Here is a 14,865-nt window from a genome sequence, read left to right as displayed (position 1 = left end):
TACCACAGGCAAGATAGATAAAACCAGACTAAATTTTTAAGACGTGGAAAAGGGAGTATAAAAACATTTAATAGCCAATACATGGCCCTAAACCCACGCAAGTAGAAATTTTTCTTTGTAGTTCAGGGTCCATAGAGGGCATGTCATCGTTATATTGCTCAACATCAAACCAAAGTTTGATAAAAGGTAAGTCACAAGTGTTTGCCTCACCGTTACATAGTTCCTGATTCATGGGTGTGCTGTGCAAGTATTTTTTTTGACCAATCAAGCAATCTTTAGAATTAAAGTAACAATATAATTTTGATGCAACATCAATAACCCGGACCTTATCACCCAAGGTTACTTTTTCATTGCTTGAAAACTCAGTTTTTTCTATGCCATCACCCACAACATAGGGTGCTTCTGTGATATCGGCATCAGCGGTCAAATAACGATAAGACAGTCTTTGGTACCATGGCCGGTCTAAACTATCTGAAGCTTGATTCATAAGGTCATTGATTTGTTCAATCAATAAAAAACTTAAATATTCAGTTGTTCCTGCTGTAAGCACAGTAGCACCAACCGTTATAGCATTTGATCCCAAGGTAACACCACCAGCAACTTGAAAACCATATTGAGCGCCAGTAAAGACTAATCTTCCTACATAAGTGGCAGGAATCATACTGATGGCAACTTGGCTTGTAAGACTTAAAGCGCCATGTGCTTGATCTTGAGAAAAAACAGGATAGGCACTGGGGTCAATTAGTATCCAGCCATTGCCAATAATATGAATACAGTTAATACCTTTAGCATCAATGGTTCGCATATTACCATTATGATCAAAGAATGTTCGTGTTCTATGATTGTAGATATCCATATTATTAAATAAAAGATATTCGTTTTCAGAGCCTTTAACTTTTTTATATGGGCATAACAGGTAAAGTTGATATTCAGGATAATCGCGATGCGGTTCCCGATGAATATAGTACTCTTCTTGTTGATTTTGGCCAGAGTACATGCCCGGTTGAGAAAACTGAAACTCTTGAATGACTTCTGGAGGAAGTGATTCAAGATCAGGGTTTTGTGCAGAGGCATTGCCCAATAAACAAAAGAATAAAATTATATATAAAGTCCATCTCATTGTACGAGGTTTATAGCATATTTATGCATCGCATTAAAGTGTTTTTGTTACAGATTAATAACTACTAAAGGTATTACTTCTTGAATCTAATTAACATAAAGAAAGTAAACCGCAGTCAATGTAACATACATTTTACTATGTGTAATATGACTTGACAGCATACCCATTAAAACGATAAATAATGGCGCACTATGTTATTTAAACAAATTGTAGGGATTGTTGGCTTAGTACTTTTTTCTGTAAATATTGCTTATGGGCAAGACCAAGAACAGCTCAATCTTAAAAAAATTGAGTTGTTAGACTATGTTAAAGAAAAAGTTAGTCCACAACTGGATCAAGCTATAAAAGATGCTGAAGACAGTGCCAATTCACGTTGGAAAATTTTTGGTGCAGGTGCTGTGACAGTGGGTGGCTTCATTGCTGTTCAACATCAACGGCTTTTGAAGGCATTAAATCGTAAAATCAATACGCTTTTACGTGATCAACAGCGTTTAAATCTGCAAATTGCACAACAAAGAAGCAATGCCGCCAGTACAATCAATGAAATGCGGGTGGCAAGAACACAAGCCAGATCCGGCATTGTGTTAAATGGGGTTTTTAATTCAGAGGGAGTAACGGTTCCGCCACACAGACAATTGGATGAGTTAACCCGTCAATTGGCAAATATTGATGAGGGAAGTTTGCACAACTGGTGGGATTTATTACGCCAAAGAAGAGCGCTAGAAACACAGATTGATATTTTGAACAGAGCTGGACGTGAGGTATCAACGGTACAGTTAGATGAAGTTATTGGAAAAATAACACAACTTGAAAATGACTTGTTTTCTAGTAATCAAGCTGAGCTTGCTGTTGAAGTTCAAAAAATTAAAGCTGACTCGCAAAGACTCCAACAATTACTGAAAGATGCAAAAGCGAACTTAGATGAGGCAAATTTAAGATCCGCAGCTATTTCAGATGAGGTGGGTCATTTGAGATCTAGCATCAAAGCTCATAATGCTCGCTATATCCGGTTTGGAGTTGTAGCAGTGAGCTCTCTTGCTGTCTTAGGTTTTGTAGGCAATATGTATTGGATCAATGAGCGCTACAAAGATTATTTTGGTCAAGAGCTCAGTGCCCAGAAGCTTTCATCATCTTCCAGTTATACACAAAAACAAAACACCATTTACCTTATGGCTAAAAACTATATTATTGGTAGCAACTATCAAGACTGCCCAGAGCAAGATTATGCTTGGGTGCATGAAAGCTTACGACAAGAAGAAAAAATAGAACATGTGCAAATGTGGATATCTGCCATGGAGGCGGTGTGTTTACAGCTAAGTCTCATGGATGAGGAAGCGTGTAAAACCCATAACTCTTAATCAATATGTCTACAAGCAAAACACAATAGACTTATAGTTGTTTTGCAATGTCTAGAGCTGCATAAGTGAGAATGCCGCTGCAACCCGCTCTTTTTAAGGCAATAAGGCTTTCTAGCATACAGGCATTGTCATCCAAATAACCTTTTTCAGCCGCGGCTTTAAGCATGCTGTACTCGCCACTGACATGATAGGCAAAAGTGGGGACTTTAAAGGTGGATTGCACGCGGTGAATAATATCCAAATAAGGAAGGCCTGGTTTGACCATGACCATATCAGCGCCTTCTTTTAAGTCTTGCTCCACTTCATCCAGAGCTTCTAAGGCATTGGCTGGATTTTGTTGGTAGGTCCGTTTATCGGTTTTTAAGTTGGATTTTGAGCCAACCGCATCTCTAAAAGGACCATAAAAAGCAGAAGCATATTTTGCAGCATAAGACATGATTAAAGTGTTATGAAATTGAGCATGTTCCAAAGCATTGCGAATAGCTTTGATTCTGCCGTCCATCATATCCGAAGGACCTAAAATATCACAGCCCGCTTGTGCTTGCACCAGCGCTTGTTGGGCTAAAATTTCAACCGTTTCATCATTATCAATATTGCCTTGAGCATCTAAGATACCGTCGTGACCATGTGTTGTATAAGGGTCTAAGGCCACATCACACATAATACCCAAGTTAGGACAGGTAACCTTAACAGCAGCAACTGCTCTGCAAATTAAATTATCAGGATTGGTGGCTTCTATACCATCATCGGTTTTTAAACTGGGATCTGTATTGGGAAATAAAGCAATGCAAGGAATACCCAAGTCCTGCGCTTCTTTGGCTTTTTTAACCAAGAGATCAATGCTGTACCTAAAAACACCGGGCATGCTGTTGATGGCTTCTTGCTTATGGGTGCCATCCACAACAAAGCAGGGCCATATAAAGTCTTGTGCTGATAAAGATGTTTCAGCTACCAAGTCACGGATCCAGGCAGAATGTCTTAGTCTGCGCATGCGGTTAAGGGGAAAACTGGCTTTATACATACTGCAAATCTCCTAGGCAAAGTTTCCTGAGAGTTGTTCACCTCCAAGAATATGAAAGTGTAAATGCTGAACGCTTTGTCTACCATACTGACCAATATTATTGACCACTCGATAACCTGCCTCAGACAGACCTAAATCAGAGGCTATTTTAGGGATTTGGAGCATCAGGTGCGCAATTAAATTTTGATGATCTTGGGTTAAGTCATTGAGCGAAGGAATGACTTGCTTTGGAATGAGCAGGGCATGCACTTTTGCCTGCGGAGAAATATCTTTGATGCAAATGCATTGCTCATCTTCATAGAGAATGGTTGCAGGAAGTTCTTTGGCAATAATCTTTTCAAACAAGGTCATATCTTAAAAATAGCATGATTTTACCGATTACCCAAAACATTGCCGCATGCAATATAAAAAAAGGATTCCGTTGAGTCCTCTATTTGAAAGTGCTATGAAGGCTTTATGAGTGAAAAGCAATACAGCAAGCCCAATCAAGATGTTTTAAAAGAAATTTTAGATCAAGAGAGTTATGACGTAACCCAAAATGACGCCACGGAAAGGCCCTTTACCAATCAATATTGGGATCATAAAGAACACGGCATATATGTAGATATTGTTTCCGGCGAACCTTTGTTTTCATCCTTGGATAAATATGATGCTGGATGTGGCTGGCCTAGTTTTACCCAGGCATTAAAGCCTGAGCATATTGTAGAAAAAGAAGATCATAAGCTGATGATGCCAAGAATAGAAGTGAGGTCTAAATATGCAGACTCTCATTTAGGGCATGTTTTTCTGGATGGCCCAGAACCAACAGGCATGCGCTATTGTATTAACTCAGCGGCGTTGCGTTTTATACCTATAAAGGACTTAGAAAAAGAAGGTTATGGCGAGTTTAAATCTCTATTTTCAGGAGAAGATACAGTGCAAGAAGTAAAAAGTGAGACAGCAATTTTAGCAGGTGGATGTTTTTGGGGGGTAGAAGAGCTGATCAGACAACTCGATGGCGTTCTAAGTACTGAAGTAGGATATACCGGCGGCACTTTGGTCAACCCTAAGTATGAACAAGTTAAGACCGGTGAAACCGGACATGCAGAAGCCATTAAAATTGAGTTTGATCCCAGCAAAATTGGCTTTGCAGAACTATTAGAATTTTTCTTTAAAATGCATGATCCAACCACAGTGAATCAACAAGGGAATGATATAGGCAGTCAGTATAGGTCAGCAATTTTTTATCAAAATGAAGACCAACAAAAGATTGCCCAAGAAGTGATTGCTAAAGTTGAGCAGTCTGGTTTTTGGTCCAAGCCCATTGTAACTCAAGTGATAGAGCAAAAACCTTTTTATTCTGCTGAGGATTATCATCAAGATTATTTGCAAAAAAATCCAGGAGGCTATACCTGCCATTTTATAAGAGATTAATGTCTGTGTCTAAGAGGTCCGCTGGTGTTTTTTTGCTCACTGCGGTTTTTATGTAAGTATTTGAAAATATTGACTAAATTTGCAGTTATTTTTGGCATGTCCCATGCAGTTAGTATGGCCATGAGAAAAATTAAGGAAGTTTTAAACAACGACAATAAACAAAACATTAAATTAAGTATGGTTGCAATGGTTCTTTGCTCAGTTTTAGCATTTGCTAGTAGCGTAGAGGCAAAAACTTTAGCGGTGAGTGAAGATTTTAAAGTATCCATTGAATCCATCACCGATGGTAATGTAGACCAAGCGTTGATGCGGTTTCTTGGTTCTGATCAATGTTCAGTTGAATTAATTAAGAAAAGACATGAGTTGGATAAAGAGCAAATTGACCTTGCCATTGCCGCAGCACAAAATGGTCCACTCTTAGATGAAAATTCAGAGGGTTTAAATTTAGAAAATAGAACCATTCAAGCTTTAAAGCAGTGTGCTGAAGATTTAAAGACTTCTTTGGCCTTAGAGGAAGATTTACCTCCATCTGCAGTTTTAGAAATCTATGCTTTGGCCAATGGTTAATTAAACGGCACTGATCTTATTTAAAAATGGCCCACTGATACAAATAACACTTGGTTTTGGATGTGCCTCTCCACCTTCTGGCCAATGGCTGGTAGGCTTGCTTAAATCTTGGGTCATTTCTCCAGGATGTTGCACAGAAAGAAACAATGTTTTTCCATCTGGACTAAATTTTGGGCCGGTAAATTCAGCATCAATAGGAGCTGAAGCCACTTGAATGGGCAGGCCTGCTTGCGGACCTTCTTTTAAAACTACAAATAAACCGTTATTACCAAAGGCTTTATAAGCACCTTTACCTACGTTGTGACCAGAAATATCGGTTGTAAACCAAAGGTTGCCTTTCGGATCAAACTCAATATTGTCTGGGCAAGCAAAACCTGTTTTTTCTCCACCAGCAATAAAAGTTTCATGTTTAAAGCTTAAGGAGAGCGGGTCATTATTGTTCTCAGTAATTTTAAGAATTGAACCGTGTGGGTTGTTGGTTTGGCCATTTTTTGTCAATGCAATATAAACATTACCATCTTGATCTAACTCAACATCTTCTGGTCTATCTTGCGGAGTAGCACCAATCATTCTGGCAGCCTCTCGGGTATGAATTAAAATATCCAATTGATTTTTGTAGGTTTGTTTTAGCTTGCTATTGTTTAAGGTCAAAGGAAGCCATTGATTGTTTTTTGTGTCAGCTACATACAAAGTACCGGTTTCAAGACTGTTGGTTTTATCAGCAATAAACTTATAGATAAATTCATTTTCTTTATCATCGCCCATATAAACTATGCAGCGGCCATCTTTGGCTTGAGTGACCGTGGCACTTTCATGCGCAAAACGACCCAAACTGGTCAATTTTTTACCAGGGTCAGAGCTTAAAGGATTGATTTCAACCACCCAGCCATAGTGCTCAGGGGGGTAGCCATATATGGTTTCCCACTGTGTAGCATAATAAGGGTTGTCTTTGTTGATTTTTCCAGTTTTTGAATCACGTTCACCATAATAATCTTGGTAGTTTTCTTCACAGGTTAAAAAGCTGTTCCAAGGAGTTTTTCCACCGGCACAGTTGCCTAAGGTTCCAATGGCATAGTTTTTTTTATGAATGGTTTTTCCACCGGCAAAGGGGATTTTTGTTTGTCCATCTATGCGACGATTGTATTTATAGTTTTGGTCTACTTGCCATTTTCCAGGGGAGACTTCATCCGCTTTAAATAAGGAGCAGCCAACACTTTGTTGCTCTAGGTCCGCTTGAGCTTTGGTCTTTTTACCCTCAAAGTAGCCGCTGACATATTTGTCATTAGGGTACTCATTGTTAACCATAAAAAATAAACTTTTATTATCTTTGCTTAGTGAAACATAATTGATGTAATCGCAATTAAAACCAAAGGTTTTATCTTTTGCAATAGGGTCGTTCCAAGAAACCAAGACAGAGTAGTTAAGGTCCTTGATAAGACTGACTTGATCATTTAAATCAGGTGCTAGGCTTTTTATTGAAATATCAGTTACAGCACCAGAGGATTTCATGCAGGATGAAGACAGGATACTTATGCCTGAAAGCAAAGCAGAGTTTTTGCCCATAAATTGTAAAAACTGTCTTCTATTCCATTCTTTGTATAAACTCATAGCTATTGATTACCGTATTATAAATAAGAGTACAAAATAACTTACACTTTAGCAGTTATTTTTGTACTTAAGTTAGGTGAAGAGAGGGTGTTTTATGGGTAAATTTCCCCTCATAATAGAGTAGTTTTGCAAAGTTTAAAAAAGCTAAATGTGATAAGAAACATTTTAAATAGGTTTCTTGTTTAGAAAGAAGGTTAGTTATGGCATTAAGGGCATCACAAATGATAGGGTTGGGACAAAGTCTTCCAAAGTTTGATTTATTGGATGTGGTTTCTGGTCAACGGATAAGCAATGATGATATAAAAGATAAAAATGTATTGATTATGTTCATTTGTAATCATTGTCCCTATGTAAAGCATGTTTGGGATGAGTTTTCTCGTTTAGAAAATGACTATCAAGATAAAACAATAAAAATTTTAGCCATTAACTCTAATGACCTTGAAAATTACCCACAAGACGGTCCAGAGCATATGAAAAAATTGCATCAAACAATGAATTGGTCTTTTCCTTTTTTGTTAGATGAAAAACAGAGTTTTGCAAAAGCTTTACATGCTGCGTGTACACCGGATTTTTATATTTTTGATGCACAACACAAGCTTCAGTACCGAGGTCAGTTGGATGATAGTCGGCCGGGTAATGGTGTCAAAGTTACTGGCCAAGATCTTAGACAAGCATTGGATTTTGTTATTGCAGGTGAAGCATTAAACTTAGAGCAAAAACCAAGTATAGGTTGCAACATTAAATGGAAGCCTGGTAATGAGCCAGATTATTTTTAATAGTTAATTTTGCGAGCATAAATTAATTTTTAAAGGCAGGGTATGAAAAAAAATATAGGTTTAAAAATTTTCTTGGGTGTAGGGGTCTTTTTTTTACTGCTGTATGCGGTATTATGGTTTATGCCAAAAAAAGGCTTAATCACTAAAATAGAGCAACAAGTATATGAAGCAACGCATTTACAACTTTCTATAGGAAATATAAGTCCAGCTTTGTTTGGGGTATCACTTGATAATGTCTCTTTACAAGCTGAGGATAAAGAAAAACTTTTTTTGAGTTTGGATCATGCAAAGTTTAAAATAAAACTTTTACCCCTATTTTCTAAAAGAGTGGTTTTTTCAAAAATTATATTGGACACACCACAGATTAAGTATGATTTAGCCTTTAACTATGAGGGCCCAGAACAAAGTCAAGAACAAGATCCAAGCATAGAGGATAATGCAATTGATTTTGAACTTAGTAAAGTACAGATAAGTAACATGAAAGTAGAATTGCAAGAAGAAGGCTCGTCGCTGTTTAAAACACAACTAGATCGCCAAATCTATGCAATAAAAACACAAGGCCTGAATGTTTTTGAAATATCTGGTCAAGCTCAGTTTAAAGAGCTTCTTTATCAAACCGCTTATGGTTACTTTGGCCGTAGTTTAGAGCCAATGTTAGATATAGACATAGTTTACGATAGCAAAAAACAGAGTGCTACAATAAAACAGTTGGCCTTAGAAAGTAAATCTATCAAAGCTGATATGAGTGGAACATTGAATATGCTAAATGAACCACACTATAATATAAAACTGAATGCAAAAAGTGAACAGCTCAAGCAAATATTAGCTTTCTTACCCTCAAAAATGTTCAGTGATCAATCCATGCAATCAAGTGACGGAAAACTGATGTTTGAAGCTTCTTATGTTGGTGGGGATGATTACAGCAAAGCAGATTTTATGGCTAAGCTTAAGCTAACAGAGGGTGTTGCTCGCTATGGTAAAGAGATTAAGGATATTGTTCTTGATCTTGATGTGGATAAACAGTCTATTACGCTCCATGCATTAAAAGCTAAAACAGATAAGAGCATGATTGATATGAAAGCAAAAATTAGCAATTATCTTAATGGTATTGATAAAAGCCCAGTCAATGTTTCTGGTCAATACAACCTAGACTTTGATGAGTTAAAGCAAATTGAGATGTACCCACCTGAGCATACCTTGTCTGGAAAAGCCAACGGGCAATTTAATATAAGCCAAAGTATTAACTCACCGTTGATGTCAGGTAGGCATCAATTGATTGATGTGGCTTATGCATCTACTTCGCCTGACATGCAAAACTATAAAATTAAAAACGTGCAAGCCAAGTTGGAGTTAGAAAAAAATTTAATAAAAATTGATGTTGATAACATGCAGCTTAATAATGATGAACTATCAATCAAAGGTAATGTGCGTGATGCATTAAATTATGCTTTAGCTGATGGCTCTTTAGGCTATGATATTACAGTCAACGCAAAGTCACTGGATTTAGATAAACTTTTACCTGATGATGAAGAAGAAAGTACGGAAGCAATTGATTTTAGCCCAATAAAAAAAGTTAATGGTACAAGTCGTTTAATGTGTAATGTTTTACGCTACAGTGATTTAGATCTTAAAAATGTTAATGCAGAACTGGTCACACAAAATGGGACAATAGACTTAAAAAACCTCAGCGCAAATGCTTTTTCAGGTTTATTAAAAACCAACTTTAAACTTGATGTGTCTGGTAAAGATAAGTTTCCTTACCAAGCCAATGTTAATGTTGACCAGGTTAAAATTGATGAGTTTTTAGATTATGCAAAAACCTTTTTCCCAATAAAAATAGATAAACTTACAAAAGTTGGTGGACAACTATTTAGTCAAATCAATTCATCTGGGACAATAAACGCTAAAACACTTATGCCTGAAATTGATTCTATTTCATTTGAGGGGCCAGTTAAAATTGTAGAGGGTTATCTTAAGCAGTCTACGATTCAGAAAAAATTGGCCAGTTTTATCAAGAAAGATTCTTTAAAAAGCATTGATTTTAAATCTTGGAGTCAATACATTAAATTTAATAAAGGTATGTTTGAAGTCAATAAGTTGAATTTTAATAGTCAAGGCGTAGATGTTTCAGGTAACGGGACACAATCACTCAGTGGTAAAGTAAACTATGATTTTAACCTTAAACTTCCTAAAAATGATGTTGAAAAAATTGCTCCAGCTATAGCTAAGCTGAGCCCAAATAGTACTAGTTTGGATCTACCGATAAAGATTAGTGGTTCATTGAGCGATCTTAAAATTGGCCTGGCTCAAGGAGATCTTAAAAAGTCCGTTACAGAGAAAGCAGAGAAGAAAATAGAACAAAAAGTTGAAAAACGAGTTGAAAAGAAAAAAGAAGAAGTTAAAAAGAAGGCAAAAGACGCGGTCAAAGATAAACTTAAAGGTTTAGGTTTATAAAACGTTATTTTTTTCTATAATGCTGTTTTAGGTAGTAAGATTCAATTGCATCAATATGCTCTTGCGTATTATTTGAATAATGACCTTTTATTTTTTTTTGTCGTACAGCTTCATAAACACTGATTGCACAGGCAACAGAGATATTTAGGCTTTGTACCATCCCAACTTGGGGTATGTGAAAATGATGCGTACTTTGTTTTAGGGCTTTGGCGGTTAATCCTTCATGTTCATTGCCAAACATAAGAATACTGGGCTCAGAAGAAAAATCAATATTGTAGACTTCTAAAGATTCATTGTTTAGGTTAGATGCATAGAGTTTTGTATAATTCTGTTTAATTGCATCAAAACATTGTTTCAAATCAGTATAAAAGTGAATTTTAACCCACTTTCTAGCTCCTGAGGAAGCTTTTTCATTAAAGGCTTCAATGGTTTTTGGTAAACGATAATCGGTGTTTAAAATATACACATTAAAAATACCTGCAGCATCGCAGGTTCTAAGAACCGCACCAATATTATGTGGATCGTGCACATTTTCTAATAAGACAGCCAGGTCAGTTTGACGTTGCGTTGCAAGCTGTTTGATTTTATCTAAACGTTCATCTGTCATGACTAAGAGAGTTTATGATAGTTTAAATAGTTCATCCTGTTTAACAAAAATTACGGGTTTTTTAAGTTGTTGTAAAGCATGATAATCTCCTAAGCATTGCGCGAGCTTTATTTTTTCAAGGTGCTTTTGTTCTTCAGATAAATCATCGTTTTCACAGTAAGCAATAATAAAACTAACATCATGATGGCCACCTTTAAAATATTGACCAACGGAGTGTAGGTATTGTGGACCATAGTATGGAATACAGGGTTGTTGATAAGTTTTAGAGAGATGCTTGCATAGTTTTTTTAAGTGTTCTGTATCATCATGACCAAAAAATAAAACAGCTATAAAATTATTTTTTTTACTTTGTTTGTTAAGATGCTCAAAAAAACTATCATCAAGTGTAGTTAAAACATCTGCTGGTGTTAGGTTTTCTTGTTTAAGATAATCTTGTGCAAATGACTTTGCTAGCGCAACATTGGGTTCATCAAAAGGGTTGAGTTGCAGAAAGTAGCCTAAAATTGCAGTAATATGCATCCAAGCATAACTTTGTAGTAGAAGATTGTTTTTATCAGCATTTATAGGAAAGCTTAGCGTTTGAGCAAAAATTTTAGTTATGTTTTGGCTTTGGGCATTGTAAATATGAATATAATCTTCTCGGTCATTATCAATATATTCTGATGGAAGAGGTATAAAGCCGCGGTTATTTTTCCCTGTACTTTCAGCAACCAATTGTTCTACCCAATGGGTAAAATATGAGAGCTGATCTGGAAAATGTAAAATAAGTTTGTTTGAGCCATGGTTTTTATACAAATAAAAAACTTTTGCAGCAAAAGACTCAATCCCTTTTTGTAAGTCTTGACTGTTAGAGCTTTCCAAGAAACAATTTACATTGTCATGAAAAGCATTAAAATCTATCAATGCAAGGGGCAAAAGGCCAAAGTAAGATGTGGATGAAAATCGTCCACCAATATCACTAGGGTTGATAAATTGATCGTAGTAGTTGTGATCATCTAAAGTAAAGTGCTGACTTAAAGTTGTATTTTCATCGGATACACTAACAAAATGATGGTCAGGTATATTGAGTTGTTGAAGGTAATGAAAAACCGAAAGTGTTTCTAGAGTGGTTCCAGACTTAGAAGCGATAAAAAATAAAGTTTTAGAAAGGTCTAGCTTAGATAAACAAGCATTAATATGTTCAGTATCCGTACTGTCTATAATATAAAAATGTTTAGCCTGAAAAACATGGGCCAAAGTTTTAGCAAATAAACTTGATCCTCCCATTCCAATCCAAACAAAGTCTCGATAGCCAGAATGTTGAATTTTTTCATAAAAATCATTAATTTTTTCTTTGAATTGGGAAATAAACTGATTAGATTGAGTCCATCCCAAACGGTTTTTAATGGATTGTTGAACTTTTTTATCATTTGACCAGATAGAAGCGTCTTTTTTTTGTGTTTTAGCAAAAATATCATTGGATTGAAGCTGATTAAGAAAATAATCATGGCTAGTGGGTGAGGTTTGCTTTGAGTTCATTGGTTCTGCTTTATTGAATAATAGGTATATTGTCGAGAAAATGCTTTTTAAAAAACTCTAAAACTAGATCTACAAGGTAATAAACCTTGAAACGGCCTGTGTAGCTCAGGATTGTTTAAGGCTTAAAAATAATGGTTTAAAAGACCAAATGCTTTTTGCTAATCTTTATTTTACGTTATAATATTAATAAGATATGCGCTGTTTTTGTAAAAATAGAAAGTTAGGACTTGTTGGGGGCTGTTTTTGGCAAAGATAAGTAAAATCTCACCGGTTGTAGCTGATCGCAAAGCTGTATTCTTACGACTTTACAATCAAGGAAAGTTTATTGAGACTTTTCAATTAAAAAAAGGCTCTACGCTTGTAGGTAGAGATCCTTCCAATCAAATTGTCATTAAAAGTACATTTGTATCAAGGCATCACTTTGTTATTGAGGTTTTGGATAGTGGTATTGTTTATATACAGGATTTAAAAAGTAGAAATGGTACTTATGTTAATCGTGAGAGAATCTCAAAAATCAAGCTCACCCATAAAGATAGAGTTATATGTGGACCCTTTGAATTTATCTTCAACCAACCACATTTTGATGCAGATAAAGACAACCCAGACTCTTTAACTGCCCTTGACGTAACTCAAAAAGATGCAGCAGGTAAAAGAAAAAGAGAGCCAAAAAATCCAAATAAGAAACCCTCACTGGGCCAAGATGGTTCAGGCGTATCCTTATCCATTGAATATTTGGATCATAATGATTTGGATATTCCAACAATTATAACTGGCTTAGAGTCAAGTAGAGGAACCAATGCCACCAGAGAAGCCGATATGTCGGTTTTTCCTGACCGAGTTGTACCTTTACAAAGAACATCAAAAACTAAGATTTTTCTGATGGCCTTGGCTATGGTGAGTGTTTCTGCTGTTTTAGCCTATGGCATGTTTATATTCTTACAAAAAAATGCATCAAAGTCACAACTGGTTATGCAGGAAGCCAATGATACAGATAGTCAAGAAGAAAGTACTGCAACTGTTGATGTTAAAAATTCAAATCAAACAAACAGCAATAAACAAAAAGTCAAAACAAAACCTAAAGGAAACACTGTTGCTAAATCAAATAAAAGTCAAAAATCATCAAAAAACACCAACTTTAAAGTGGCAGATGTTTTAGGAAACATTGTGGATGAGGAAATCGATTTTTCTGGTTTGAGTAACTTGTCAGAAAATACAAGTCAAAGAAGAAAAAATATTGCTAAGGCTATCAGTAAAGCAACATTGTCTGTGGATGTTGAGCCTCCAAAACATAAAGGTTCTCTTTTTTCTTTTAGCAAAAACAAAAACAAAGAAGTTTCAGTTGATAGTGCAAAAGAGGCTCTAAATTATCAACGTTCAATAAAAAACCAATTAGGATTTGTCCAAAATTGTTTTGTTAACTATGCAAAAAACCCTGAGCGACCTGGCGTTATTTCATTAGAAATTAGCTTAAATGATGCTGGACGGGTTAATAGAGAAAGAATAGACTCTGATCATTTTAAAACCAGCCAACTAGATCAATGTTTAAAAAAAGGGACCGAAGATATCATTGCCGATTCAAAGCCACCGTGGGAAGGATTTACTGCAAGCTATAAGTTTAAATTTGCAGGGGTTCAAAAGAAAAGCTTTGATTCTTGATGTTTTAGCTTTTCTTTTAAGTGCGTATTTGTTTCTTTAAGTGTGTCACGTTTATGTAGACGGCATCACGTTTGGTGTAGATATTTAAGCAACTGTTAATAACGATAAATGTTACAGCATATAATATCAAGTAGCATACAATAATAAGGTTTTAAATCGTTTTTGGCTTTTTAAAATGTATACTTGATACCAAAAGCAGGGGATATCATGTTTACGGGTAAATCAAACTGAAAGTAGTTAATCTTAAAGTATAAAGAGTAGTGTCTTAATAAAGTGTAATACTCTATGCCTGCAGCACCGGCTATACTCATTTTGTATTTTTCACCGTCAACAAACTCAGGCCCAGTAAATACAACCCCTCCACCTGCAGCTACAAAAGGATTCCAACGTCCAATTGGTTTTTGTAGTTTTAAAAGTAAGTTGCCAGAGAAAAAATTAACCCCACCTTCTAATTGTGGATCTTGGGGGGAGGCTTCGTGAATGGCAAAGCCAAATAGACTTTCAATGCTAATATTTTTTGTAATGTCGTAACCCATATTAAATGAAAGCGTTGTTCCAGGGTTGGTGGTTGTTTCTGCAGGAGCTGTACCATCAACAGCACCATTAAGAATTGATATTCCAACATCAGCACCAATATAAAAGCCTTTTTCTATTTCATCAGGTAATCTTCTGAATTCACCAAATAAGTTTTCAGCAGGTAACTGTGATGTTGCAATGAACATAACTATTAGACTTATAACTGTAACTCTTCTCATAATTGCTTCTTT

13 protein-coding genes are annotated in these 14,865 nt (G+C 36.0%); 6 read left to right on the top strand and 7 right to left on the bottom strand.

Annotation, left to right across the window (positions count from 1 at the left end; translation table 11 throughout):
- Positions 1-67: 67 nt before the first annotated feature.
- Positions 68-1,120 carry a hypothetical protein gene (locus PKC21_02445; protein HMR24191.1) on the bottom strand — a complete coding sequence of 351 codons (1,053 nt, stop codon included), beginning with the start codon at positions 1,118-1,120 and terminating at the stop codon, positions 68-70.
- A gap of 191 nt (positions 1,121-1,311) precedes the next feature.
- Between PKC21_02445 and PKC21_02440 the strand changes: the two genes are divergently transcribed.
- Positions 1,312-2,478 (top strand): hypothetical protein, encoded by a 1,167-nt coding sequence (locus tag PKC21_02440; protein HMR24190.1) that lies wholly within the window; start codon positions 1,312-1,314, stop codon positions 2,476-2,478.
- Between the two features lie 31 nt (positions 2,479-2,509).
- On the opposite strand, the gene hemB is transcribed toward PKC21_02440, so the two are convergent.
- Complete coding sequence (gene hemB / locus PKC21_02435; protein ID HMR24189.1) at positions 2,510-3,499, bottom strand: porphobilinogen synthase; 990 nt, start codon at positions 3,497-3,499, stop codon at positions 2,510-2,512.
- Positions 3,500-3,511: 12 nt separating this feature from the next.
- Positions 3,512-3,850 carry a histidine triad nucleotide-binding protein gene (locus PKC21_02430; protein HMR24188.1) on the bottom strand — a complete coding sequence of 113 codons (339 nt, stop codon included), beginning with the start codon at positions 3,848-3,850 and terminating at the stop codon, positions 3,512-3,514.
- Between the two features lie 105 nt (positions 3,851-3,955).
- On the opposite strand from PKC21_02430, the gene PKC21_02425 reads away from it, so the two are divergent.
- Both PKC21_02425 and PKC21_02420 read left to right on the top strand, forming a co-directional pair.
- A complete protein-coding gene (locus tag PKC21_02425) occupies positions 3,956-4,912 on the top strand; it encodes a bifunctional methionine sulfoxide reductase B/A protein (protein HMR24187.1) in 957 nt (318 codons plus the stop codon).
- A gap of 96 nt (positions 4,913-5,008) precedes the next feature.
- Entirely contained in the window at positions 5,009-5,479 is a 471-nt protein-coding gene (locus PKC21_02420; GenBank protein HMR24186.1) for a hypothetical protein, read from the top strand.
- Here the strand turns inward: PKC21_02420 and PKC21_02415 are convergent, their stop codons facing one another.
- Positions 5,480-7,087, bottom strand: a complete 1,608-nt coding sequence (locus PKC21_02415) for a DUF839 domain-containing protein (protein ID HMR24185.1) — start codon at positions 7,085-7,087, stop codon at positions 5,480-5,482.
- Between the two features lie 200 nt (positions 7,088-7,287).
- On the opposite strand from PKC21_02415, the gene PKC21_02410 reads away from it, so the two are divergent.
- Together PKC21_02410 and PKC21_02405 are read left to right on the top strand one after the other, a co-directional pair.
- Positions 7,288-7,863: a thioredoxin family protein gene (locus PKC21_02410; GenBank protein ID HMR24184.1), complete on the top strand. Its 576-nt coding sequence runs from the start codon at positions 7,288-7,290 to the stop codon at positions 7,861-7,863.
- Between the two features lie 42 nt (positions 7,864-7,905).
- A complete protein-coding gene (locus PKC21_02405; protein HMR24183.1) occupies positions 7,906-10,317 on the top strand; it encodes an AsmA-like C-terminal region-containing protein in 2,412 nt (803 codons plus the stop codon).
- 4 nt (positions 10,318-10,321) lie between these two features.
- Here PKC21_02405 and PKC21_02400 read toward each other — a convergent pair whose 3' ends face one another.
- Both PKC21_02400 and PKC21_02395 read right to left on the bottom strand, forming a co-directional pair.
- The gene (locus tag PKC21_02400; protein HMR24182.1) at positions 10,322-10,924 is read right to left on the bottom strand and encodes an RNA methyltransferase; all 603 of its coding nucleotides are present in this window, start codon (positions 10,922-10,924) and stop codon (positions 10,322-10,324) included.
- A gap of 12 nt (positions 10,925-10,936) precedes the next feature.
- Entirely contained in the window at positions 10,937-12,442 is a 1,506-nt protein-coding gene (locus tag PKC21_02395) for a hypothetical protein (GenBank protein ID HMR24181.1), read from the bottom strand.
- Between the two features lie 243 nt (positions 12,443-12,685).
- On the opposite strand from PKC21_02395, the gene PKC21_02390 reads away from it, so the two are divergent.
- Positions 12,686-14,098, top strand: a complete 1,413-nt coding sequence (locus PKC21_02390) for an FHA domain-containing protein (protein HMR24180.1) — start codon at positions 12,686-12,688, stop codon at positions 14,096-14,098.
- 170 nt (positions 14,099-14,268) lie between these two features.
- On the opposite strand, the gene cglE is transcribed toward PKC21_02390, so the two are convergent.
- A complete protein-coding gene (cglE, locus tag PKC21_02385; GenBank protein HMR24179.1) occupies positions 14,269-14,853 on the bottom strand; it encodes an adventurous gliding motility protein CglE in 585 nt (194 codons plus the stop codon).
- Positions 14,854-14,865: the final 12 nt, after the last annotated feature.

The organism is Oligoflexia bacterium (assembly GCA_035326705.1).
Taxonomy (GTDB): Bacteria; Bdellovibrionota_G; JALEGL01; order JALEGL01; family JALEGL01; genus JALEGL01.
Note: the sequence above shows the minus strand (reverse complement) of the source record. Positions and strands in the feature narration are given on the sequence as shown.

Bases quoted from the DNA above. Each gene is read 5' to 3' on its own strand.
- PKC21_02445 (HMR24191.1), bottom strand. From the start codon at position 1,120: ATGAGATGGACTTTATATATAATTTTATTCTTTTGTTTATTGGGCAAT.
- PKC21_02440 (HMR24190.1), top strand. From the start codon at position 1,312: ATGTTATTTAAACAAATTGTAGGGATTGTTGGCTTAGTACTTTTTTCT.
- hemB (HMR24189.1), bottom strand. From the start codon at position 3,499: ATGTATAAAGCCAGTTTTCCCCTTAACCGCATGCGCAGACTAAGACAT.
- PKC21_02430 (HMR24188.1), bottom strand. From the start codon at position 3,850: ATGACCTTGTTTGAAAAGATTATTGCCAAAGAACTTCCTGCAACCATT.
- PKC21_02425 (HMR24187.1), top strand. From the start codon at position 3,956: ATGAGTGAAAAGCAATACAGCAAGCCCAATCAAGATGTTTTAAAAGAA.
- PKC21_02420 (HMR24186.1), top strand. From the start codon at position 5,009: ATGTCCCATGCAGTTAGTATGGCCATGAGAAAAATTAAGGAAGTTTTA.
- PKC21_02415 (HMR24185.1), bottom strand. From the start codon at position 7,087: ATGAGTTTATACAAAGAATGGAATAGAAGACAGTTTTTACAATTTATG.
- PKC21_02410 (HMR24184.1), top strand. From the start codon at position 7,288: ATGGCATTAAGGGCATCACAAATGATAGGGTTGGGACAAAGTCTTCCA.
- PKC21_02405 (HMR24183.1), top strand. From the start codon at position 7,906: ATGAAAAAAAATATAGGTTTAAAAATTTTCTTGGGTGTAGGGGTCTTT.
- PKC21_02400 (HMR24182.1), bottom strand. From the start codon at position 10,924: ATGACAGATGAACGTTTAGATAAAATCAAACAGCTTGCAACGCAACGT.
- PKC21_02395 (HMR24181.1), bottom strand. From the start codon at position 12,442: ATGAACTCAAAGCAAACCTCACCCACTAGCCATGATTATTTTCTTAAT.
- cglE (HMR24179.1), bottom strand. From the start codon at position 14,853: ATGAGAAGAGTTACAGTTATAAGTCTAATAGTTATGTTCATTGCAACA.